Below are 23229 nucleotides of genomic sequence, written 5' to 3' on the forward strand. Positions count from 1 at the left end.
TGAGATTGTGGGCAATATACGATTTATTTCAAAGCGACTTCCTCCTAATCAGCGTAAAAGGATTTTTAACAATTGCCCTTTTATTCTCATTGATCAGCTCGGCGGCAGTTCTTCCCATTTGCTCGTGATCCGTCGAAATCGTTGTGATTCCATCCAGCAAAATCTCTTTCAGCGGCGTTTCGTTGTAGGAAATAATACCAATATCCTTTCCGATTACCAGTTGCTGCTCCCTACATTTCTTGATCAGGTTCACCAGATCATTCTCTTCGATCACCACATAAGCAGTGTCTTTCACGGCTACGCTGTTCTCGTGAAAGTCGTACATGATCTCGTGCTGAAATTCGTGCTGAATGCAGAAAATCCGAAAACCCTTGATAATCTCCTTTGGGTATCTGATGATCGTAGGAAAGATCAATATCAGCTTTTGGTAGACTTTCAGCAGGTCAATCGCTTCATTCAGCGCAGATACAATATCTTTTTCAAAATTCTGGAAAACGGACGAATGTTTTTTACTACCCAGTTCCAGATCCTTATCAAGTAATATCAGCTTCTCGGCAGGGATCAGTTTTAGCGTTTCGATCGCATCTTCGGCCTTTTCGTAAAAGTGCGGCATGATCACATAGTAATCATATTCACCCAGGCTGTTTTTGATCAGGTTTTTGAAAATGTTTGTATTGGAATGATGAATATGCAGGTCTACATTTACATTCCTTCCTATATTTTCTACAAATGCATTGTAAATCTGTTTTTTATAGTTGCTGATCTTATTGAAAACCAGTAGGATACGGAGTGAAGTTTCAATATCCACCCGATTAATAAAATACCCTTTCCCCCGCACCGATATCAGAACGCCGTCCTTAATCAGGTGTTTATATGCTTTTTCAACGGTATCGCGCGATAGCAGGTATTCCTCACTCAATTGGTTAATTGAAGGGATTTTGTCACCTCTCTTCAGCTTGCCTTTACTGATCGCCTGCAAGAGCGATTTGATGATCTGAATGTACTTGGGTGCACTCTCCTTGAACTCGATATCAAACTGTATTTCCATTAAAAATGGGTTTAGAATAGGCTTAAAAATAACACTTTTATCCTGCATATTATAGCAAAAAAGCCGCCCGAACTTGTGATTCGGGCGGCTTTCAAATTTAACACTGACATTATCTGGGATTACGGCTGCTTCTTTCACTGGCCCCTCTTCCTCCATTTTCTCCGGAAGATCTGCCATTGCCGCGTGGCTCGGGAGCGCTTCTTTCCGGTCGACTTGCCCGTTGCGGTGCTTCGTACGAACCACGGGAAGGATTTGGGTTCACAGGCGCGCTGCTCGGGCGGCTTGATCTTTCGCTTCTCGGTGAGCTGTAACCAGGGTTACCTGACTCGCGATTGCTGCGCTCGGGCTGGCGTGGCGCTTCATAGCGGTTATTATTTCTGTTCTCAACCGGCGCGGAAGGTTCTGCATTTCCGCGGTTGCGGCTGTTTCTCATATTCTCCCGGTCTTCAGAAGGAATTCTGGGCGTACTTTCAATGCGGGAATCTCCACGTCGTTCAGTGGAATTGTCATTCAATCTGCCATTCCGGTCGCTGCGGTCAATGCTTCCATTGCGTTCGTTCCGATCTGTATTTCCATCCCGCTCGCTGCGGTCAACGCCGCCGCCGATGCGTTCATTTCCATTGTAATCATTGTTTCCACGGCTGCCGCGACTATTACGGTCTGCATCTATGACAGCTCCATTCCGGTCTGATCTGCTTCTTGCGCCCCGGCTATCGTCCCGTGAGTCGTAGCGGTTATCGCCGCGGTTGTTTCCCGCAACGATTACACGGCCGCGGCCATTGGGCGTCGCATCAATTGTGCGCACAGGCACACTTCTTCTGGTAACCCGCTCAATTTCATCCCTTCTAGGGCCGTATACATAAGTGCGGTTGTTGCTGCGATAATAGTTGTTGATGATCACGGTTTGGTTGTAAACGTGCGTTACTCTTCTACGCGGCGGGCAGTAATTGTACCAGTTGCGGTAGCTGACATATCTCTGCGGCACGAAAACCCACCAGAACGAGGGTAGATTAATAGAGACATTCACATTCATCCCGGGACCCAGCGGAGCCCAACCATAATAGCCGCCACCTGATCGCCAGTTTACCCAGGCGGGTCCCCATTCGTAATCCGGGATCCAGAACCAGCCATTGTAATCATCAAAAGACCAGCGACCGTAATGAAAGGGCGCCCAGCCCCAGTCATAGTCAGAAACCCAGGTGTTACCATATTCGGTAACCTCCCAATATCCATTGGTCGAATAAGGCTGGAAACCTCTCGGAACATCGGGTATCCACACGGAACCGAACTGCGGGTTACGCACCCACCTTCCGTAGGGAGATAATTCGTTGTAAAACGTTTGGAACGAAATACTTACCCCGGGCTGAGCCTGCGTTTCGTTGGAAACCGAAACACCGCCTGACAAGATAAAGAACAGGCCGAGGATCCGAAAAATGCGCATGGTGTTCATGGCTATATGTTTAAATTGTTTTCTGTATTTAAAAATCGTTTCTTGGACTTAACTTTTTGTAGCGGGTTTAATAACACTTTTATGACGAATAATCGGGGCATTAGGTTGCCTGAATGCATTTGCCAGGACTTTATAAACCGAATAAGCGACATTCATGTCATCAAAATATTGTAAAAGAGCTATTTAGCTTGATTGTTAAATAAGTACTAGATGAAAACTGATTTTCAAAGAGACAATTGATCAGGCTTATAGCCCTATTTTTACAAAAAACATTAACAAGCGTTAACAATATCTCTTAACAGAATAATGATAAATCTGGAAGCCCTTCATGGAGAACTGACATTTCAGACAGCTCGCAGCGGCGGGGCGGGAGGGCAAAATGTGAATAAAGTTGAGACCAAAGTTGAGTTGAGGTTCGATGTGAAAAATTCCGCGGCATTAACCGGTAGTGAAAAGGAATTGTTGATAAGTAAGCTTTCGTCCAGGTTAACGAATGAGCAGGTATTGGTATTATACCACCAAACCGAGCGGTCGCAGCTTGCAAATAAAGAAAAGGTGATTGAAAAGTTTGATCAGATTATTAAGCAGGCGACTTTCATCCCCAAAAAACGAAACCCAACCCGCCCGACAGCCGCGTCCAGGATCGACCGAATGAAAAGCAAGCAGCGCAATGCGGTTGTTAAGTCACTGCGCAGGAAGCCTTTTGAAGAATGATAAGTGATTTTGATTTAATCTGAAGATGCACTCCGTTACTTCTACGCAACCTAAAATCAGCGCAGTATTTACCATACCCGTCATTGTCGTCTCTCTGGGATATTTTGTCGATGTTTACGACCTGCTGCTTTTCAATATTGTCAGAGTCCCAAGCCTCAAAGACCTCGGATTGAGCGAGGAGGAAATTTCACGGATCGGCGCCAACATTTACAACTGGCAGCAAGCCGGGCTGTTGATCGGCGGCTTTTTGTGGGGAATTCTTGGAGATAAGCTGGGTCGGCGCTCGGTACTTTTTGGCTCAATCCTGACTTATTCCCTTTCTAATATCGCCTGCGGATTTACTAATAATATTGAAATCTATTCGCTGCTCAGGTTTATCGCCGGTTTTGGCCTGGCCGGAGAGCTGGGCGCAGGCATTACGCTCATTGCCGAAATTCTTCCGAAAGAACTTAGGGGTTACGGAGCTTCGGTAGTAGCCAGTGTAGGACTAGCCGGTGCGATCGCGGCATTCTTCGCCGTAAAACTGACCGATTGGCGCACAGCTTATTTTATCGGTGGCGGAATGGGGCTTGTTCTTTTAGTATTGAGATTCAATGTCCTGGAATCTACGGTTTTTAATAAAAGTCTGGAAAACAGGGGTAGCAGACCGATTCCCTGGTGGTCTATTTTTACGAAATGGTCACGGTTTGTGCGTTATATCCGTTGCATGGGTATCGGGTTACCTACGTATATGGTAATCGGTATCTATTCCACTTTTGGGAATGAATTTGCGAAAGCGCTGGGAATTGCGGAAGAAGTGCCAGCCGGAAGCTGCGTATTGTATACTTACATCGGCGTGGTTACGGGTGATTTTTTCAGCGGGATATTAAGTCAGTGGCTGCATTCCCGGAGGAAGGCGATTTTATTAATGATGACAATGACCTTTGCGGGTGTAATCTGGTTGATTTATGGAGGTATCTCTTTGGCCACGACGCTCTACATTTGTTATACCTGGCTCGGATTTTCAATCGGGTATATTGCCATGTTCCTGACTACCACAGCCGAGCAGTTTGGTACTAATCTCCGGGCTACCGTAACTACATCGGTTGCTAACAATGTGCGCGCTACTGTTTTGCTTACATTACCTCTGTTTCAATTCCTAAAACCGGAGCTGGGTGTTTTACAATCCGGCGCACTGGTTGGTGCCTTGTGCTTTGCACTCGCGTTGCTTGCATTATCCAAAATGGAAGAGACGTATGGAAAGGAACTAGATTATGAAGAATCCTAGGCAGATTACTGACCGGTTTCTCCGGAAAAGACCAATTTTTCAGGAGTAGGATATTCGAGTAGTTTGGAGAAATCTGTTTTCCAGAAATCCAGGTCCAGCAACTGGCCGCTTTCATCTTTGGTCAATGTGATCACCACCGGAACATCATCCTGATCCACGAATTCCGCCTGGATAATATCACCCGCATAAGCGTCTACATTTCCTCCCAGACTAATACTACCCATTTTGCCTCCCTCGTATTCCTCCACATTTTCATTGATTGCGAAGCTGTTGATAGCAAGGCCTGCCTGGTTCAAAAGATAGGCGATGAGATCCTTTTCGTTCTGTCTGATTGGTCTGATATTATTCATCGGGAAACGGTTTTGTTTCGCCATTGCTCGGCTTTTCGTCCTACAAACCAGAATGAAAGTGCGAGTATCGCGAAGAAAATTCCTTTATTGGTCCGGTCCCAAAAGTATTCGAAGTACCGGGTATATATATTCAACAGAAAAAAGACCAGGCATAAATCGCGCAGGGTGTCCAGCCTGTTTTTAAATGCGTAGTAAAGTAAGCCTGCCAGCAAAATAGTAAATGCAACCGCCCAGTACCAGAAATGCCCCTGTTTTAAAACCTTCCAGCCCTCCCAGTCGGCGTAATTGCCAAAAATCGATAATGTCCACGCGGCGAGCAGAAATAGAAAAAGCCCGATTGTATAGGTAATTTCCCGGACGAATTTCAGCGAATCGATGCGTTCAACTACCCAGGAAAAACTCCAGAGGACTAAACCGAAAACGGTCATGCGCATGGGGTAGTTCATTCCCAGGAACCGATAGCCGCCATTTGACCAAAAATAAGTCTGTGCGCCCCACCAGCCTGCCAGGGAGAGGATCATAACCGTCCAAAGTAATGTAGAATGTAACAGTATAGCTATGCCGCCATACACGACGGCAGTGACGAGCAAGGGTACAGCATAGTTACTGTTCGCGTCGGAAAAGCTGCGGGTCCAGTACGTCACGGCAATGGCGACGGTCAGGATGATCGTGATATTGTAAGCTTCATTACTGGCGCGTGCCTGCGGATATTTGATTTGTCTTCTCTTAGCCAAAAACACAAAAAATGCTGCGAGCAGCGAGAATGCGATCCCGAAGATATTCTCGGAAAGACCCCATTTGGTACGCAGCGTTTCGATCCACTTTTCATCGATTACCAGTGCGCCGAATGCAAGTAATCCGCAGGAAATAGCAGAAATCAACGCATAGATCGCGATAGCGTCCACATTCGAGTTTCTGAGCTGAAAGCTGTTGCGCAGGTCGGTTGCCTGTTCTTTCGAGATCTTATTGTCCTCTTCCCAAAACTGAATGGCCTTGCTGACTATTTCTGCCTCTTTCTTATCTAATTCCATTTCAATTTTTTAGGTCGATGCACATAAATTCTATGCCTGCCAGATGCGGCCTGCCAGTCGGGCTGAAAGGGCAAAATAAAGCCCGGATTTTCGTCCGGGCCAGCAATCTAAAATTATTTTTTCAATCCTGATAAAAACTCAACCACATCTCTGATTTCCCGTTTTGACATGATGGAACCCATCGGCGGCATACTGGAAGGTACATTTTCGCGCTTGGCGATCCGTGCAGTGGCGATTTTCAAAGGTTCGGCTTCGGAGGTTTTAAGAACAAGTTCGTGCTCATTTTCCTGCGCCAATATCCCGGCAGCACTCGTTCCGTCTTTCAAAGTCAGCATCACCATTCCGTAACCTGGTGACAACCTCGCGCTTGGCTCGACAAGCGCCTGCAAAATCTGCTCGCGGGTAAGTACATTTCCTATATTGGAAAGTGAAGGCCCTACTTCACCACCCTGTCCGCCGATCGAGTGGCAGCGTGCACATTCAGCAGCAGAGTTGGTCAGGAAGTAGCGGCGGCCCAGCTGGGCATTTCCACCATATAGGGCATCCTGGTAATCTGCCACAGTAGCGCCTGCAGAACGCATCGGCGCAAGTTTCGCCGCCAGGGTAGTCGATTTGGTAGAGTCTACTGCTTCGCCAAGATCTAATGCGAGGCTAGGGGACAATTTTTTGTCGCTCATCCTGCCGATCAGGTCTGTGAAAATAGTCTCGGTTTTGGCAACCGGCAAGCTGCCCAATACTTTCAGCATTTGCTGTTGCTCGCGCACGCTTCCTTTGTCAAAAATTGTGTTTGAAATATCAGTAAGCGTTTCTTTTGACATCGTCACATTTCCAACCATACCAAGCGCAGCGGTACGCACATCTGCATCGGAGTCGGTCATTCCCTTTTTCATCACCGTTTCCATACCAGCGTATTTCAGATCATTTAGGGCAACAAGCATTGCAGAACGTACTTTCGGGTCCCTATTTTCGCTGAAAATGTTGGCAAGCGCCTCATTACTATCTTGAGCGCCCAGGTTTGTCAGCATTTGAGCGGTAGCGATTAGGATAGCGGGATCGGTTTCCTGTAATAGGTCTGCCACAATTGGCTGAATTTTAGCTTGCACCGCAGCAGGGCTTCTTTCCACCACGCCGCGGTAGCGACCATCAACCCGGTCCATTACCGACGGACTTGCCCAGGTTCCCAATGTGGCGAGCGCCTCCGCCCTGATTTCCTTATCCACATCTGTGCGTTTCGCAAATGCGATCAGATCATTTAATTGTGCATCTCCGCCTACCCGCAATGCAGCGTTAATCGCCCGGCGAAGTAAGGGCTCAGATTTGAATTTGGTGGTGTTCAATGTTGCAGCAAGTGCCGGTAACGCACCGGGGATAGACAGATCGTCGTTGATCGCGCGGGCCGTCTCGGCTACGATATATTCGTCTTTATCCTGTAGGAATACGCTGATTTTGTCGTTTTTCATTCTGCGTAAAACCAGGACAGCAGCTGTCCGGAGTGACTTTTCAGGACTGTTGGCCAGAGCCAGGATAGGTTCTGCTTCGCCGATACGCGAAAGCGCAAGAACGCCTGCGTGGCGGATATATAAATCCTCGTCATTATTGGCCTTGATCATGTTCAGGATCGGCGTTACTGCATCCTTGTACTTAATGCGGCCCAGCGCTTGTGCCGCGAAGAATTTCGCACGTGGTTTTTTGCTCGAAAGCATCGGGATCAGCATCGGGCCAGCTTCTGCAATGCGTGCGTCGCCTAGTACTTTGGCGGCCTGCACAGCAATTTCTTCGTCTGAATCTTTAAGTAAAGTCATTAACACATTCGCGTAAGACTTGTCAGCGCTTGCCAATTGCCCCATTCCCCAGATCCCGTGAATCCGGCCAAACTGATTACCTGTTTGCGCGATTGCCTTGCTTAGTACCGGAGCGCCTTTTGCGCCACGCGACGCCAGCTCGAACTGTGCTTTCTGCCTGATCCGCATATCCTGGTTAGACAGCAATTGCAGAAGCTTCTCATCGTTTTGTTCGGCATAGTTAAGCTGCATCAGCTTTTTAGTCTCGGCGCGCAATGCTTTCAGGTCGTTTTTCTCTTCGGTAACATCCAGTTTCCAAACGCGGCCGTAATTTTTGGTATCCCAGCCATTGATCCAGTCAGCTACATATAATGCACCGTCCGGCCCAAAACGGATACCGGTTGGCAATATGCCGGAGAGGATATTTTTTTCGCCATTCAATACGAATGATGCACCTTTTGGTTTCAATCCGAATGCCCAGATCGGCGAGCGGGCAGGGTTACCTACAAACTCGACCAGGAAAAATTTGTTTTTCCATTCCGAGCCCAATGCAGTTCCCGGATTGTATTGCATACCGGTCGGGCCATTTTTGAAGTTCTGGATTGGAGGGATAATATAGGCAGCTTGTCCTTCCCAGCGAGGTTTGTACAGCTGCTCGTCCATCCATACTTTATAACTGTTGTTCTTAGGATCCGTGTATTTTCCATACTGCCAGTTCGACCGCCAGCCAGCGTCGGAACCTTCGACCACATGCACCAATCGCTCACTTTCGCCGGGATGATCACCGTCATTATCTGAGCTGATCAGGTTTCCGTATTCGTCAAAAACAAATTCGTGCGTATTTCTTAAACCGTGGGCAAATATCTCGAAATCACTTCCATCGGGATTCGAGCGCGCAATGATACCCGAGTTTGGATGCTCATGTTTTACGCCTTCGGCCGTGGTAATATTGGCGCCTATATCACCGATATTCCAATAAATCTTTCCATCAGGACCTTCGATAGGGTTTGACATGCCGTGTCCCCCGAAACCAATGTGTACCCCGTAACCATGACTGATCGAAGTTTTTTCGTCAAGAACACCGTCACCATTGGTATCTCTTAATCTCCACAAATCTGGCGCGATCGCCACGAAAGCATCTTTCGCACGGATCAGCAAACCGCCGGCTACGTCACTTACCTCCTCGAAAAAATCGTCCAGAATTCTTGTTGAAATATCTGCAATACCATCATTATCGGTATCCTGGATTTTCCAAACTTCATCTTTTTCTACTGCAAGGTCTTTCCAGTCGTGTGAACCGTCGGCATTGAGGTCTTTGAGCCAGCTGTTTTCTTTGCTTTTTTCGGGTGCAAATGTGCTGCGCAAAAATGCCCGGCGCTCTTCCACGGTTTGTAATGCAATGGAAGCGGTCATCCAGTTGCGGTGGCCGCGAATATCGAACTCAGAGTTTTTCTGTCGGTTAGTACGGTTTAGATACACATTTCCCCAATCGTCCATAGCGATTGCAACCGGGTCGGGAGCGAGTGAATCGGAGGCCCACAAGTCGAGTTTCAGTCCATCGGCAAGTTTAATGGCAGTTTTCTCACGAATTTCTTTGGCTCTTGCTTTTCCTGTTGCGGCATCTTCCTTGATCACAACCGCAGTACTGTTTGTCTTAGAAGTCTTGCCAGCTTTGTAAGTCGAGCCGGTGGGAGCCATTTTCATACAGGATACTACAACCACCGTGGTCGCAGCAAGAAGTAGTAAAGGTTTTTTGAATTGGATTTTGGGGATCATTGAGATGATTGCTTATGCGGAATAATGGGTTTTCGTTGAGAAAACGCATACAAAGTAATCAAAAAGCTCGAAAAATTGAGCTTTTTCTAAGATAGCGATTAGTAGTGGCGAGTTTTATTTACGCAGTACTTGAAAGTAAGTCCCTGGCTGAGATTGCGAAATCCGGCATTACCGGCGCAGCCGAGCATAGATCGAGATCCGTACAGATGGAGACGTTTTTGCGGGAGGTGTAACGTAGATTACTTTGTTTTCAGGATAAACATGCCAGACAACTTTTACGCTGGCATTGAAATTCATCCAGAGTGCGTGGTAATACAGATGATGGGGAACGAAGTATCATAACGTGCTCTAGTTATTTCTTTTACTTTCAAACCGACCAAACAGGCCAGTATAAATCTAATCATCTTCAAATTACCATTAAAACACCGGGACATGATCCGCATTTCACAATGGTACAATTTTTTGTTAAAATGCAGCATAGTGCGCGGTTTAATACACTTTAACATACTTGAATGGCTATCCAGGTTTTAATCACATTAGTACTCGTTCTGTTGAATGGTTTCTTCGTAGCTGCTGAGTTTGCTATTGTCAAAATCAGGGCATCGCAGTTGGAACAAAAGGCGCAGGAGGGAAATAAAGTGGCCATTTTATCGAAACAAATCGTTTCAAATCTTGACGGTTATCTGGCTGCTACCCAGTTTGGGATTACGCTGGCAAGTCTGGGGTTGGGATGGATCGGAGAGCCGGTTGTTTCTAAAATCCTGATCAGTGCGATGGAACTGGTGGGTATTTCCCTCGATCCGGAACTTGCGCACCAGATTGCCCTGCCAGCTGCATTTGCCATCATTACAGTACTGCATATTGTTTTTGGAGAGCTGGCGCCCAAATCTATTGCGATTCAGCGACCCGAAGCGACGACATTGGTGCTGTCTTATCCTCTGCACATTTTCTTTCTTATCTTCAGGCCGATTGTCTGGGTACTGAATGGAATAGCCAATTTCATTTTAAAAGCAGTAGGTATTACGCCTTCGCACGGCAGTGAAGTCCACAGCAGCGACGAGCTGAGGTACCTGGTGCAGCAGCAAAAAGAGAGCGGCATGATAGAAGCCGCTGATTATGACCTAATAAAAAATGCTTTCGATTTTTCGGAGCGCCTGGCCAGGCAAGTCATGATCCCCAGGCCGCAAGTTGTGGGCGTGGATATGAACGATTTTAATGAGGCTAAACTGGAAAAGATTATCGAGGAAGGATATTCGAGGATTCCGGTTTATGAAGATACATTGGACCAGATTGTCGGGGTATTGCATTTGAAGGACCTGTTGTTGAAAATGCGCCAGGGAAAGGATATTGTCTTACAGGAACTGATCAGGCCCATTTCTACGGTTCACGGATCAAAGCCAATCGGTGCATTGCTGCGTGACTTTCAGGTGAACCGTCAGCAAATGGCGGCCATCGTGGATGAATATGGGGGAGTCGATGGCATTATTACAATGGAGGATATTCTGGAAGAACTGGTCGGCGAGATTCAGGATGAATATGATAACGAGACCCCTGTGTTCAAAAATGAGGGAGATAACAGTTTCACCGCCCAGGGATCTATCTCGATTCAGGATTTGAACGATTGTCTGCCGCACGACCTAAGCAAGAAAAGTGAATATGAAACGCTGGCCGGATATCTGATCTGGAAGTTCGGACGCATTCCATCCGTCGGAGAGAAGATCAAGACCAGGCATTATGAGTTTGCTGTGCTGAAAAAGCAGCGTAGTATGATCAGTCAGGTGAAAATTACGTTATTGGATAACCAGAATTTATTTTAACCTCTTACTAAAACCGGCTATGAGGAAAATCCAGATCGTTCTCGCATTACTTTTTTTCTGGAATTTGGAAGATACTTTTGCCCAGAAGAGCAAGAAACAGGATACTTTTCCAACGTACGAGCAGATCAGGGGCAACCGGAAGGAAATTTATGATCATGTAGATCCTCGTGCCGCAGCTGCCGGACAGAAGCCTACTTATAAGGTGATATCACGCTACTATGATGCCTTCAATTATCCTGCGGATAGTACGACATATTATTTGAATGGAAGGAAGGTAAAAAATAAGAAAACAGCAGAGGCTGAGGTAAAGGAAAAGGCGGGTAATATTGAACGCGTGATGATCGGCGAGGTGGATGAAAGCGGAATGCGGGTAATTGAAATCGATTACGAGCCCAAAAAGGAATAGCTCAGGCCTTATTGTAGAGTTTCAAAACAGTTTCTTTCAATTTACTGCCCGTTTCGCTAAGTACAAAAGCGATACCTTCGGCCATATCGCCAGTTGCTATCCACTTGCTGAAATCGGCGTCCGGCATTGCATCCCGGTTATCAGGCGTGTCAATAATGCTGGGTACGATTACAGAAGCCGTGATGTTGCCGGATTTGCCTTCGGAGTTGATCATCTCGGCCATCTGAAACAACAGGGACTTTGATAAAGTATATGCGAAACTTGCTGCTCCCTGCGAAGGGACCAATGCGGGGCGTGCGCCGATAAATAGGAACTGGCCTCCTCCATTCGCCTGGAAATGTTCTTTTAGCGGTTTTACCAGATTAAATGCCGTGAAGAAGTTCATCATGATCATCTTCTCTATATCCTCCGGTTTGGTTTGGGCAAGTTTCCCGGGTGCGAAACCACCGGCCAGGAAAACACCCGCATCGATCCTGTCCGCTTTGCTGATCGCATGTTCGACAAATTTAGCCGCCTGGTCTGCATCGGATAAATCAGCGGGATAAGTTGATATTGATTCCTGTTCAAAATCCTTTGCTACACTACGAGCCCTCAAATTAATATGTAAACCATAACCAAGCCCAACCAGTTTTTTTACGACTTCTCCTCCCAGATTGCCGGTGGCACCGCTTAAAATGATCTGTTTTTGCATGGTTATGGTCAAATATTAAAGACTATTTTTCTAAAATATCGATCAGGAATTTTCGAAAGGGCTCAGCGAATTCTTTCCTTTTTAATGCAAATTCCACTGTCGTTTTCAGGTAGTCGAGCTTGTCGCCTATATCGTGCCTCTTGCCTTCAATATGGTGGGCATAGATATTTTCGCGTTTCAAAAGCAGTAGCAGCGAGTCTGTCAGCTGGATCTCGTTATTTTTTCCTTTTGGCGTTTGTTCAATGGTATTGAAAATTTCCGGAGTCAGGATATACCTGCCAGCTATTGCAAGGTTGGATGGTGCGGCTTCAATCGCTGGCTTTTCAACGAGCGTTGAAAGCTCCATGATGAAATCGCTCAACGTTTTTCCGCCCACGATACCATATCTGTTTACCTTATTGGCTGGGACTTCCTCCACTGCGATCACCGATCCGCCATATTGCTCGTAAGTGTCCATTAATTGCTGTGTAACGGGGATTACGGAGTCCATGATTGTGTCTCCCAATAATACTGCAAATGGTTCATTACCAACGTGATGTCTGGCGTAGTAAATGGCGTCTCCAAGTCCGTTGGCTTCTTTTTGTCGAACAAAATGAACGTTGGCCATATCAGCCAGACGGCGCATTTCATTGAACCAGAGCAGGTCTTCCTTCTCTTCCAGGCGACTTTCAAGCTCCACATTCCGGTCGAAGTGATCTTCTATCGCTCTTTTTCCTTTGCCTGAAATGATCAGAATGTCTTCAATTCCCGAGTCAACAGCTTCCTGCACTACATATTGAATAGTAGGAATGTCGATAATAGGAAGCATTTCCTTCGGCATCGATTTGGTAGCTGGTAAAAACCGGGTTCCAAGTCCGGCAGCAGGTATAACGGCTTTACGAATCATATTCAGGTTGGATTTTTATGGCTTTTAGCTTTTAGCTGTTAGCAATTGGCTCTCAGCCATGCATTAAATAAAAAGTATTTTTTAAAATTGAAACTGCGCGTCTAAGACCAGAGTTTATCGCTAAAAGCTAAAAGCTAAAAGCTAAAAGCTAAAAGCTAAAAGCTAAAAGCTAAAAGCTAAAAACTCAAACCACAAACGGCTTAATAACCCTGGCATTAAACTTTTTCAATTGTACAAAAAGCTGGTTCAGCATATCGTCGTCTCGGTAAATTCCGATAATGGTCCCGCCTGACCCGGCGAATTTGGCCGATGCGCCGCAAGCCCTGGCTGCGTTGATCAGTTTTTTATTTGACTCGGGTACGTTATATATCTGGCAGCGCAGGTCGAAATTTTCATTCATCAACTGATGCAAATCGTCGGCGCGGCCCTCCACCAGAGCTTTTTTTCCGTCCTCAGCCTTTTGTGCAATCTGGCCAAGTACGTCGATTACCTGGGCTTCGCCACGGTCGTAACGCGTTCGCACATCGCTGTGGACCTTGCCTGATACTTTGCTGAGATTGGTATTATAGGCTACATAAAGTTTTGGCAGCAATTCAGGATTAAGTCGTTCATAAAGTCCATGACCTTTTTCTTCGATCATGTTTTTATCAAAATCCATATAAACACAGCCCTCATAGCATTGAATAACGCGATCCTGCAACCCGGCAGTGATGCCCAATTCTTCGGTTTCGGTAACCATTACCAGCTGCGGAAGGATCTCCAAAGGAATTTCAACCTTATAAAATTGCATCAATGCCCGGAAAAGCGCTACTACAATTGCACTGGACCCGGACATTCCAACCTGCCGGGGAATGGAGGAGCGGTAACGTACAGTAAAGTTTTTGTTCGGCAGGCGGATGCCTTGTTCTTCGCAATAATCTCCGAACTTCTTGATTCCGGCTTTGATCAATGGAATTCCACCATTGTAGCCCAACATACTGACCGTATCCCGCAAATGGAATATGCTTCGGAATGTGCTTAAATCCTGCGGCTGAGCCTCAATGTTCAGTTCGGGAGATTCATAAAGCGAAATGGATGCACCAAAATTTCTGACCGAAATGGATATTGTTTTTCCAAAAAAACCGTCAGATGGATTGCCTAGTAACCCTGCGCGGGCATAAGCGCGTGTCTCAATGATCAAAGTAGAATCTTTTTTTGCCAAAAGTAATAACTAATTGACGATACAAAGCCATTTTACCCCTGTACCTAATTTTGTGCAGGTCAATCTTATTGAAAAAAAATGCAGGTCGTCCTGAAACAAAAACGATGTGGAGGGAGGAGGCTCAGAACCTCTGGTGATTTCCGCCTGACTAAATCGATATTGCAAATGGCTGGATAATTCAATTTGCAAAGCAAGTTAAATTGTCCAGCCATTTAGCGGAGTAGCGCCAAGGAAATCTTTGACACCCTCTTTTGTCTTATAATCGAACAGGAAATCAGGCTTCCTGCTCTTCAATAATTGTGATCTTTTGAATTTTATCTCCCTGACGGATCAGATCAACGGTATCAACACCTTCTACTACTTTTCCAAAACAAGTGTGGTTCCTGTCAAGGTGCGCCGTGTTATTTCGGCTGTGGCAGATAAAGAATTGGGACCCACCTGTATCACGTCCTGCGTGCGCCATCGAAAGTACGCCGCGGTCGTGGTATTGGTTGCCACCTGTCAGCTCACATTTGATTTTGTATCCGGGGCCTCCGCGTCCTGTTCCGGTAGGATCACCACCCTGCACCATAAAGTCAGGAATTACGCGGTGAAAAATCAATCCGTCATAAAAACCTTTTTTAGAAAGGTCAACAAAGTTTTTCACTGTCCCCGGCGCGTCTTCATCGTAAAATTCGATGAGCATAGTGCCCTTATCAGTGATCATTTCCGCTTTTGTCATGTTAAAGAGAATCTAGATTTTGAAAAGTAAGCTGAGATTCCAGCCTTGCATTTGGGTGCTGGTGGTATAAAACACAAAGAAAAGGAGAATGAGTCCTTTTCTTTGCATGATACTCAATAAAAAGATATTGCTTATGAATCGGCTGCAACCTTAGCCAAATCAAGTTCTGCCTTCTTTTGCTCTGATTTGAAATCAGTTAAGCGTGTCAAAACCTCTCCACTTCCCCATTCGCGGCTTCTTTCAGGATTGGAGAACCATTCCTTTACAGCCAGAATCTTGTATATATACTTAGCGGTTTCAGAATTCAGGCGCAATTTGAAAAAATCGTCCTTGTTTTGGGAATCCATCCTGTTTTGAATGTGCGTGGGGCCAGCATTGTAAGCAGCTGCTACTAATGTCCAGGAGCCCAGCTGGCGATATAATTCGCGAAGGTATTTGCCCGCTGCATGCGTTGATTTTACAAGATGCTTGCGGTCGTCCCTGGTTTCATTTACTACCAGTCCAAGATATTTTGCTGTGGATGGCATGAACTGCCAGTAGCCTCCTGCGCCTTTGTGTGAAGTAACCTGGTTACTCATTGCGCTCTCGATGAGCGGCAGGTATTGAAAATCGGCTGGTACTCCGTACTTTTTAAGAATAGGCTCGATAATGCGCATTCTTTTTTGGGTCTTCGTCATCAGCTTACGAAAGGATGGATTATCGTAATTTCTGATCATGTTCTGGTATCGCTCAGCGATTCGAAGCTCTGATAGTGGAACGGCTTCGCCACAAAAGTCAATAGCAAGAAGATCTGAATCAATGATTGTTGTTTCTTTCAGCTCCTTCTTTTCAAGCTCCACCTCGCTCACAGGTTCATTGCCCATTATTGCGATTGAGAAGGCCATAAAGATAAGTTTAATCATTCATTTTGTATTTCGTGAAACATATTACTTGGCTTAAAGCCGGGGTGCAAAGATAACGGTATTGAATTTAAAATATTTCAAATTTTACTAAAATACTCATTTCCAGTGAATTGATTATTTTTAATTAGCACTAAACAAAGGGTATAGTATTTGGCCCAGATCTCTATCGCCAGTCAAATTACCTGGGAATCGTTACCCGCTAGGAATATTAGTGGGTGATTACCGGTGATCGCGAAACGTAAAATTTCGTGCCAGATATAATTTTAGTAAGGGTTACAAAAAGTATATCTCCGTTTTTGGCTTGATTTACAATTATTTAGGCAAATTTGCACGTATGTGGAATTAGTACTAAAATGCTATCCTTGCTGGATTTTGAAGATTTTATACACAAACTGCCCAGCAAAAAAGGTTTTGAAAGCCCTAATATTCTAACTTGCATTTCTTCTTTATTAGAATATGGTTACAGTCAACGAGGCGAAGCAATTAATTGTTGCCCATGCGGCGGTCTTGCCGCCGGAAACCAGGAAACTGGCTGATACTGTGGGTTATGTACTAGCTGAAAACATAAATGCGCCACTGTCCCTCCCTTCATTCAGGCAATCTTCGATGGACGGTTACGCGATCCTGCATTCGGATATCAGCGCTGCTGGTACCGGCTTGCAATTGAAAGGCGAGTCAAAGGCGGGACAAACGGAGCTGGAAAATCTTACTCCCGGTTTTGCAATGCGGATCTTTACCGGCGCACCCGTTCCCGATGGCGCAACTGCGGTAATAATGCAGGAGCACACGCGTGTTGCGGGCGGGCAGGTTTTTATCGATGAATTTCCGGTTCCTGAGGGCAAGAACGTGCGAAGGATCGGTCAGCAAATTATGGCGGGGACTACCGCTTTGACAGCCGGAACTTACCTTTCACCCGGCGGTATCGCTTTTTTGCAGGGGCTGGGAATTACTGATGTTCAGGTGTGCAGAAAGCCGAAAATCGGCTTATTGATTACGGGAGACGAACTTTTGAAGCCCGGTGAGCCGATGGTCGCTGGCAGGGTATTCGAATCAAATTCCGGCATGATAGCCGCGGCATTGAAACAAGAGGGGCTGAGGGAAATCGAAATCCGCTACGCCGGCGACGATCTTGATACGACCATCACCGAGTTGCAAAAACTTGTGGAAAAAAACGACATAGTGCTGGCGTCGGGTGGAATTTCAGTAGGAGATTACGATTTCGTAGGAGAGGCGATGAATGCGGTCGGGGCAGAGACCGTTTTTTACAAGGTAAGACAGAAACCAGGCAAGCCTTTGCTATTTGCTAAAAAGGATGAAAAGTTATTTTTCGCCTTGCCAGGGAATCCTGCATCCTCTCTGGTGTGTTACTATGAATATGTATTGCCAGCGATCAGGAAAATGACGGGCAGGACGGATTTGTTTTTGAAAGCATTGCAGTTGCCGGTCAAATATGGTTATTCATTTGACGGTGAGCGCGACGAATTTTTAAAGGCGTCGATAGCGGACGATTCTGTAATTCCGCTCGACGGACAGGAATCGTTTTCAATCCGCTCTTTTGCGCTGGCGGATGCAATTATTTATCTCCCTGTCAGCCAGAACAAGGTGGCGGCGGGAGATTTGGTAGAAGTGCATTTGCTGCCATTTTAATTTAGTCAGATAGATTTTGAACCGAAAAAATATGGGTTTGCACGTGCAGTATTTTGGAATGTTGGCAGAGGTGACGGGGCAGGCAGAGGAAAACTGGCTCGAAACCGGTAAGCTTACGGTAGGTGATTTTCGTAAACAGGTTACCGAAAAATATCCCGAGCTTCTTGGGAAGAAATTTAAAATCGCAGTAAACCGGCGGATATCCGAAGATCTCGCGCCTATTGACCCACAATCTGAGATAGCACTTCTTCCACCATTTGCGGGAGGATAACAGGAGGTATGGAAAAGAATCACAAGCCAAGAAAAGTATTTGTAGAAGGCCCGATCAGCCCGGATTTTATAGCGAAGTCTATTGCCAGTCACCAGTCCAAGACGAACATTGGCGCGCACGCGATCTTTTTAGGACAGATCAGGGCAGATGAAAAGGAGGGAGGCACAGTTTCCGGAATAGAGTACACTGCCTATGAGGATATGGCGAACGATGTTTTCTACGATATCCGCGAAGCCGCATTTGCGAAGTTTGAACTTACCTGCTTGCATATTTACCACAGCCTAGGCCTCGTACCGACGGGAGAAATCAGCCTGTTCGTGTTCGTCTCGTCCCCCCACCGCCGCGCCGCATTCGAGGCTTCGGAGTTTATAGTTGAAGAAATTAAAAACAAAGCCCCGATTTTCGGGAAAGAGCTGATTGGAGAAGCCGGTGATTTTCGGTGGAAGGAGAATAGGTAGGTAAGGGGGTAAAGGGAGGAAGGGAGGAAGGAGGAAGGGAGTAAGGAGGAAGGAGATTTTTTGTCACCCTTAGCTTGTCGAAGGGCATTCATTAAAAAATAGAAATGGTCGATATTACGCATAAGTCGAATACACTTCGGGTTGCTAAGGCGCAGGCGGTTGTGCAGGTGAGTAAGGGTGAGACAATTGCCGCGATTAAGAACCGGACTGTTCCGAAGGGTGATGTATTTGAAATGGCCAAAGCTGCCGGATTTCTGGCAGTAAAAAAAACGCCGGACCTGTTGCCCGATTGTCACCCGATCCCGATTGAATATACTGCCGTCAATTATCGCATTGAAGGTTTGGAAATTGTGATCGAACTGATCGTCAAGACAATATACAAAACGGGTGTAGAGGTGGAGGCAATGCACGGCGCGTCGGTAGTAGCATTGACGATGTACGATATGCTCAAACCGATCGACAAAGGTGTTGAGATTAAGAACATCCGGCTACTTGAAAAGAAGGGTGGAAAAAGTGACCGGAAAGCCGCTCCTGGTGATCTGAAAATTGCAGTACTGGTTTGCTCAGATACGATTTCAAATGGAAATGGGGAAGACAAGTCCGGGAAAAAGATCATTGAGAAACTGGAAGCGTTCAATCTTTCAGTCGCAGATTATGTAGTAGTACCCGACGATAAAATAACAATCCAGCAGCAGATATTGCAATGGACGAACACGGGTTATAAAATGATACTCATCACGGGAGGAACCGGTTTGTCGCGCCGGGATGTTACACCGGAAGCTGTATCGGAGCTGATCGACCGCGAAATACCTGGCATTGCCGAGGCCGCGCGGAGCTACGGACAGGACCGGATACCGACAGCCATGCTTTCCAGATCAGTGGCCGGATTCTCAGGTGACTCACTGGTTTTGACAATGCCGGGAAGCACCGGAGGGGTTACGGAATATATTGACGCGTTGTTTCCGCATATTTTACACGTATTTTCCGTACTAGAGGGCGAAAAGCACTGATTTTCATTTCAAACAAAATAAATGTCACAACCTATTATAGATACATTCGGGCGCAAGCACACTTATCTGCGGATCTCGCTGACGGATAAGTGCAACCTGAGATGTACCTATTGCATGCCGCAGGAAGATATGCAGTTTATGCCTTCCAAGTGGCTGATGCAGGCAGATGAAATCCGTACACTTGCGGAGATTTTTGTCGGAATGGGCGTAGAGAAAATCCGGCTGACGGGTGGTGAGCCGCTGATCCGGAAAGACGCACAGCAGATTATTGCCACTCTTGGCCAGCTGCCTGCCTCGCTTACACTTACAACAAATGCCGTATTTATCAATCAGTTTATTCCCGTTTTAAAAGATTCCGGGGTTAAGTCGCTGAATGTGAGTCTGGATACGTTGCGGGAAGATCGATTTAAAGCGATTACAAAGCGAGAACATTTTGCGCAGACACTCGGTCACATCAGGTTGCTTTTGGCGGAAGGTTTTGTGGTAAAGATCAATATGGTTGTGATGCGGGGCATCAATGATGATGAGGTGAATGATTTTGTGAGATTAACCCTTGACGAACCGAACCTGCACGTTCGCTTTATTGAGTTTATGCCTTTTAAAGGGAATCAATGGGATATGTCCAAAATCGTGTCGCACGCCGATCTGCTAACACAAATCAGTAGCGAGTTTGATTTTGATGCAATCCAACCTGAAACAAATGACACTGCCCGCCGCTACCACGTGAACGGCGCGGGTGGGACATTCGGCGTTATCAGTACCGTCACCCAACCATTTTGCGAGGGCTGCAACCGCATTCGCCTTACTGCAGATGGTAAGCTGAAAAATTGCCTTTTCGATACTACAGAGGCTGACCTACTCACGCCGCTCAGGCAGGGTAAGGACGTTCGGGAGCTGATTCACCAGCATTTCTACAAAAAACATTTCGCGCACGGTGGCCACGCGGGCTTTACCGAGCAGCAGGCCAAGTCTGAATATGAGACCAACCGTGAAATGATCGCGATCGGCGGTTAACCGTCCAACACGTAATTTTTCCGTTCAAATAAGCCGTGCAACAATGCGCGGGAAGAGGTGATCATTGGGGAAACTCAAAGTTTCTCAACCTCAATAACCTTCGGAAGCCATGAAAAACGTGATGAAAACAATCGCCGCGCTGACATTCAGTATTTGCCTGCTCAATCAAAACGCATTCGCCATAGACCCGGTCGAGGCCAAAACGGAATGCAAGAATAACACTTGCGAAAAATTCAGAATAGGCATGTACCGCGTTAAAAATACGGAAACGATGAACCTGCTTCTTGAAAAGGAAAAAGGGGAACGTTTGTCCATTAAAATAATGGATTTCAAAGGCAAAGTATTGCACGAAGAACTGGTGAGCCGATGGGTGACGAAATTTGGGAAAAAGCTCAACTTCGCGGCAATGCAGGACGGAACATACACCGTCGAAGTTTCAAACGATCATGAAAAGGTGGTCAAGAACATATTTCTGTCGACCGACGAAGTCAGGGAAGTAAGTAGATTGATGATGAGTGCAAATTAAGGTTCGGAATGGAGCGTTACAGGATCTTGCCGCAGGATTTCTGTAACGCCCTTCATTCAAGTCGCCCGGTCTCTTCGAATTTGCGCGGTTGCAGCTGTCCCAGAATCAGGTCGTATATTAATTTCCCCCAAACCAAAATACATGGCACTGCTTTCACTACATAGGGTTTCATCCATTCATTCCGTATAAATCTCGGAAACAGATCAGTGGGTGAGAGGATCGTGAAAATCAGGGTAAGTATCAGTAAAGCGTAATTTCCCTTCGATGGGGCCTGCGCATAATACCAGAGTGCTACACCGGTTACAGCAATGATAAATGTCGGCGATTCGGCCCGGTGGTTGAAAATCACAACCCAGATCAGCACCGATGCCAGTATCAATATCCTGAATGTAAAATTTGAGTAAGCTTTTATCCTCAAAAGCGGAATGCAGAACAGTATCGCCCCCGCCACACTCGCATAAGTTTTATTCATTTCAAGACCAAACCACGTTCTCAGCCAACCTATCACCGAAATTCCGTCAGAGATGGAGTGATCGTTCGACAGCAAATTCCCCCAGCTTTTGTATAAAAACACAAACTGTTCCAAATCAACGGCTACCAAAGGAAAAACTGTAAAAGCAACGACCCAGAAGGCTGTGGTGTATGTCAGTTTCAGTTTATCAGGATACAATAAATATAACGCCAGCCCAACTATCCCAAACAGCTTTATATAGATCGTCGAGACCAGACAAAAGGAAGCCAGCCAGTAACGCCTTCGTTCCAACGCGCCGAAACTGAATAACAGCAGGCCGGCGATCAACGCGTTGCTTTGCTCGTTTTGTACAGCTGTAAGCAGCTCGACCGCCACGAAAACCAGGATCAGTCCTTTGGTCCGAATGTCAATTTTTGGAAGGTAATATACCGAGTAAAGCAAAACTGCTGCATTGAGGATATTCCAGAGTGAAAGCCCGAGCACGTCGGGCAGGAGCGCAAAGACCCCAAAGACAAGCGCGAATGTGGGACTGTATTTAAAAAGGTCCCCCTGTTCGTCGAGGTATTCGATATACAAGTCCTTTCCTTCCAGAAAATGGAAAAACGACTGTTTGAAAATGATATAGTTATTATAAGCTGTGTACAGTCTGCCGCCTTCCACAAAGGTTTTCAACGGCGAAAAGTAGGATTGCAGGCTCGCGAAAATGGCGATTGCTACAAATAAAAACAGCAGGTATTTCTGATTGGATAAAAAGCGGTTCAATGCGGTCATTTCAAATTTACTACTTCATATAACCCATTGTTTTCAGCCAGCCTTCCATCGCGGCGGGCCAGTTGGCAAGAGAGCCTTTTCCTTCGGTGCGCATGCCGTAGCCGTGGCCGCCTTTTGGGTAAAGGTGCATTTCAGCAGGTATTTTTTTGTTTTTTAATGCAAGATAATATTGAATGCTGTTTTCGACAGGTACGCCGGTATCGTCCATCGCGTGCACCAGGAACGCAGGCGGCGTCTGGTCACTTACCTGCATTTCGTTGCTGTAATATTTGATCAGCTCGTCCGATTTTTCAGAGCCCAGCAAATTATCGCGCGAGCCGCCGTGCGAGATATTGGGTTGAAATGAAATGACCGGGTATAGCAAAATAGAAAAATCGGGTTTTGCGTCGGGGGAAGCTTTGGGGCCCATATTATGGTGCGTCGAAAGTGTCGCTGCCAAATGTCCGCCGGCCGAAAAACCCATTACGCCGATCTTGTTTTTGTCGATATTCCACTTACCTGCACCTTCGCGGATCAGCTTCATCGCCTGCATCGCGTCCATTAAAGGTACTTCGTGCTGATGCTCCATTGCTTTTGCATTCGGCAGGCGGTATTTCAATACGAATGCCGAAATACCTCTGTCGTTGAACCACTTTGCAAAATCGCTTCCTTCATGCGAAGCGGCCAGGATGCCATAGCCGCCACCCGGACAGATCATAACAGCCGCGCCGGTCGCTTTTTCTTTTGGTGCAATGTAGGCGGTCATCGTAGGGACCGTTACGCCGCTGATCCGCAGAATGCCACTTGCATCGGTTTCGGATTTTTCCTGAACGTCGCTGGTTTTGAAATTCGGTACTTTGCCTTCCGGCCAGAGATTGATCGTTTCGTTTTGTGCCATGGATTGATAAGAAATAGCGCACAGGCTCAGGGAGGCAATACTATGGAATATTTTTTTCATAAATGGTTCTTTTCGACACAAAGAAATTTTCGCATTTGATATACCTCAAAGCGTGAAGGAAGATTAGGTATTTGTGTAAACC

Annotated in this window: 22 protein-coding genes; 10 read left to right on the forward strand and 12 right to left on the reverse strand. The window is 46.3% G+C overall.

From position 1 onward, the window contains the following. Positions 1-28: 28 nt before the first annotated feature. Both FXO21_RS14730 and FXO21_RS14735 read right to left on the reverse strand, forming a co-directional pair. Positions 29-1225, reverse strand: coding sequence for a GntR family transcriptional regulator (locus tag FXO21_RS14730; protein ID WP_225865696.1), 1197 nt, complete (start codon positions 1223-1225; stop codon positions 29-31). Continuing rightward, positions 1158-2498, reverse strand: coding sequence for a DUF6600 domain-containing protein (locus FXO21_RS14735; RefSeq protein ID WP_149640783.1), 1341 nt, complete (start codon positions 2496-2498; stop codon positions 1158-1160). The genes FXO21_RS14730 and FXO21_RS14735 overlap by 68 nt, the downstream gene beginning before the upstream one ends. 306 nt (positions 2499-2804) lie before the next feature. Here FXO21_RS14735 and arfB point away from each other — a divergent pair, with 306 nt between their 5' ends. Together arfB and FXO21_RS14745 are read left to right on the forward strand one after the other, a co-directional pair. Further along, entirely contained in the window at positions 2805-3212 is a 408-nt protein-coding gene (gene arfB / locus FXO21_RS14740; RefSeq protein ID WP_149640784.1) for an alternative ribosome rescue aminoacyl-tRNA hydrolase ArfB, read from the forward strand. Between the two features lie 25 nt (positions 3213-3237). After that, positions 3238-4479, forward strand: coding sequence for an MFS transporter (locus tag FXO21_RS14745; RefSeq protein ID WP_149640785.1), 1242 nt, complete (start codon positions 3238-3240; stop codon positions 4477-4479). A gap of 5 nt (positions 4480-4484) precedes the next feature. Here FXO21_RS14745 and FXO21_RS14750 read toward each other — a convergent pair whose 3' ends face one another. The 3 genes from FXO21_RS14750 to FXO21_RS14760 form a co-directional block, all read right to left on the reverse strand. Beyond that, positions 4485-4829 carry a DUF6984 family protein gene (locus FXO21_RS14750; RefSeq protein WP_149640786.1) on the reverse strand — a complete coding sequence of 115 codons (345 nt, stop codon included), beginning with the start codon at positions 4827-4829 and terminating at the stop codon, positions 4485-4487. Then, positions 4826-5860 (reverse strand): hypothetical protein, encoded by a 1035-nt coding sequence (locus FXO21_RS14755; RefSeq protein ID WP_149640787.1) that lies wholly within the window; start codon positions 5858-5860, stop codon positions 4826-4828. The genes FXO21_RS14750 and FXO21_RS14755 overlap by 4 nt, the downstream gene beginning before the upstream one ends. Before the next feature lie 113 nt (positions 5861-5973). Continuing rightward, complete coding sequence (locus FXO21_RS14760; RefSeq protein WP_149640788.1) at positions 5974-9417, reverse strand: DUF7133 domain-containing protein; 3444 nt, start codon at positions 9415-9417, stop codon at positions 5974-5976. 512 nt (positions 9418-9929) lie between these two features. Here FXO21_RS14760 and FXO21_RS14770 point away from each other — a divergent pair. Continuing rightward, the gene (locus FXO21_RS14770; RefSeq protein ID WP_149640789.1) at positions 9930-11234 is read left to right on the forward strand and encodes a hemolysin family protein; all 1305 of its coding nucleotides are present in this window, start codon (positions 9930-9932) and stop codon (positions 11232-11234) included. A gap of 19 nt (positions 11235-11253) precedes the next feature. Beyond that, complete coding sequence (locus FXO21_RS14775; protein WP_149640790.1) at positions 11254-11640, forward strand: hypothetical protein; 387 nt, start codon at positions 11254-11256, stop codon at positions 11638-11640. A 1-nt stretch (position 11641) separates the two neighbouring features. Here FXO21_RS14775 and FXO21_RS14780 read toward each other — a convergent pair whose 3' ends face one another. The 5 genes from FXO21_RS14780 to FXO21_RS14800 all read right to left on the reverse strand — a co-directional run bounded on the left by FXO21_RS14780 (position 11642) and on the right by FXO21_RS14800 (position 16023). Further along, positions 11642-12331, reverse strand: coding sequence for an SDR family NAD(P)-dependent oxidoreductase (locus FXO21_RS14780; RefSeq protein WP_149640791.1), 690 nt, complete (start codon positions 12329-12331; stop codon positions 11642-11644). Positions 12332-12353: 22 nt separating this feature from the next. Then, entirely contained in the window at positions 12354-13217 is an 864-nt protein-coding gene (galU, locus tag FXO21_RS14785; protein WP_149640792.1) for a UTP--glucose-1-phosphate uridylyltransferase GalU, read from the reverse strand. A gap of 184 nt (positions 13218-13401) precedes the next feature. After that, positions 13402-14397 carry a mevalonate kinase family protein gene (locus FXO21_RS14790; RefSeq protein ID WP_149643503.1) on the reverse strand — a complete coding sequence of 332 codons (996 nt, stop codon included), beginning with the start codon at positions 14395-14397 and terminating at the stop codon, positions 13402-13404. Positions 14398-14692: 295 nt separating this feature from the next. Next, entirely contained in the window at positions 14693-15139 is a 447-nt protein-coding gene (locus tag FXO21_RS14795; protein ID WP_149640793.1) for a peptidylprolyl isomerase, read from the reverse strand. Positions 15140-15270: 131 nt separating this feature from the next. Next, a complete protein-coding gene (locus FXO21_RS14800; protein ID WP_225865697.1) occupies positions 15271-16023 on the reverse strand; it encodes a lytic transglycosylase domain-containing protein in 753 nt (250 codons plus the stop codon). A 474-nt stretch (positions 16024-16497) separates the two neighbouring features. On the opposite strand from FXO21_RS14800, the gene FXO21_RS14805 reads away from it, so the two are divergent. From FXO21_RS14805 to FXO21_RS14830, 6 genes are all read left to right on the forward strand, one after another. Then, positions 16498-17688 (forward strand): molybdopterin molybdotransferase MoeA, encoded by a 1191-nt coding sequence (locus tag FXO21_RS14805; RefSeq protein ID WP_149640795.1) that lies wholly within the window; start codon positions 16498-16500, stop codon positions 17686-17688. Positions 17689-17704: 16 nt separating this feature from the next. Next, complete coding sequence (locus FXO21_RS14810) at positions 17705-17959, forward strand: MoaD/ThiS family protein (protein ID WP_225865698.1); 255 nt, start codon at positions 17705-17707, stop codon at positions 17957-17959. An 8-nt stretch (positions 17960-17967) separates the two neighbouring features. Further along, entirely contained in the window at positions 17968-18417 is a 450-nt protein-coding gene (locus FXO21_RS14815) for a molybdenum cofactor biosynthesis protein MoaE (RefSeq protein ID WP_149640796.1), read from the forward strand. A 104-nt stretch (positions 18418-18521) separates the two neighbouring features. Further along, a complete protein-coding gene (gene moaCB, locus FXO21_RS14820; RefSeq protein ID WP_149640797.1) occupies positions 18522-19427 on the forward strand; it encodes a bifunctional molybdenum cofactor biosynthesis protein MoaC/MoaB in 906 nt (301 codons plus the stop codon). Positions 19428-19448: 21 nt separating this feature from the next. Continuing rightward, positions 19449-20441, forward strand: coding sequence for a GTP 3',8-cyclase MoaA (gene moaA, locus FXO21_RS14825; RefSeq protein ID WP_149640798.1), 993 nt, complete (start codon positions 19449-19451; stop codon positions 20439-20441). A gap of 109 nt (positions 20442-20550) precedes the next feature. Beyond that, complete coding sequence (locus FXO21_RS14830; protein ID WP_149640799.1) at positions 20551-20967, forward strand: T9SS type A sorting domain-containing protein; 417 nt, start codon at positions 20551-20553, stop codon at positions 20965-20967. Between the two features lie 52 nt (positions 20968-21019). Here FXO21_RS14830 and FXO21_RS14835 read toward each other — a convergent pair whose 3' ends face one another. Together FXO21_RS14835 and FXO21_RS14840 are read right to left on the reverse strand one after the other, a co-directional pair. After that, positions 21020-22210, reverse strand: a complete 1191-nt coding sequence (locus FXO21_RS14835; RefSeq protein ID WP_149640800.1) for a glycosyltransferase family 87 protein — start codon at positions 22208-22210, stop codon at positions 21020-21022. A gap of 10 nt (positions 22211-22220) precedes the next feature. Further along, a complete protein-coding gene (locus FXO21_RS14840) occupies positions 22221-23147 on the reverse strand; it encodes an alpha/beta hydrolase (RefSeq protein ID WP_149640801.1) in 927 nt (308 codons plus the stop codon). Positions 23148-23229 lie beyond the last annotated feature (82 nt).

This window comes from Dyadobacter sp. UC 10 (assembly GCF_008369915.1).
Taxonomy (GTDB): Bacteria; Bacteroidota; Bacteroidia; order Cytophagales; family Spirosomataceae; genus Dyadobacter.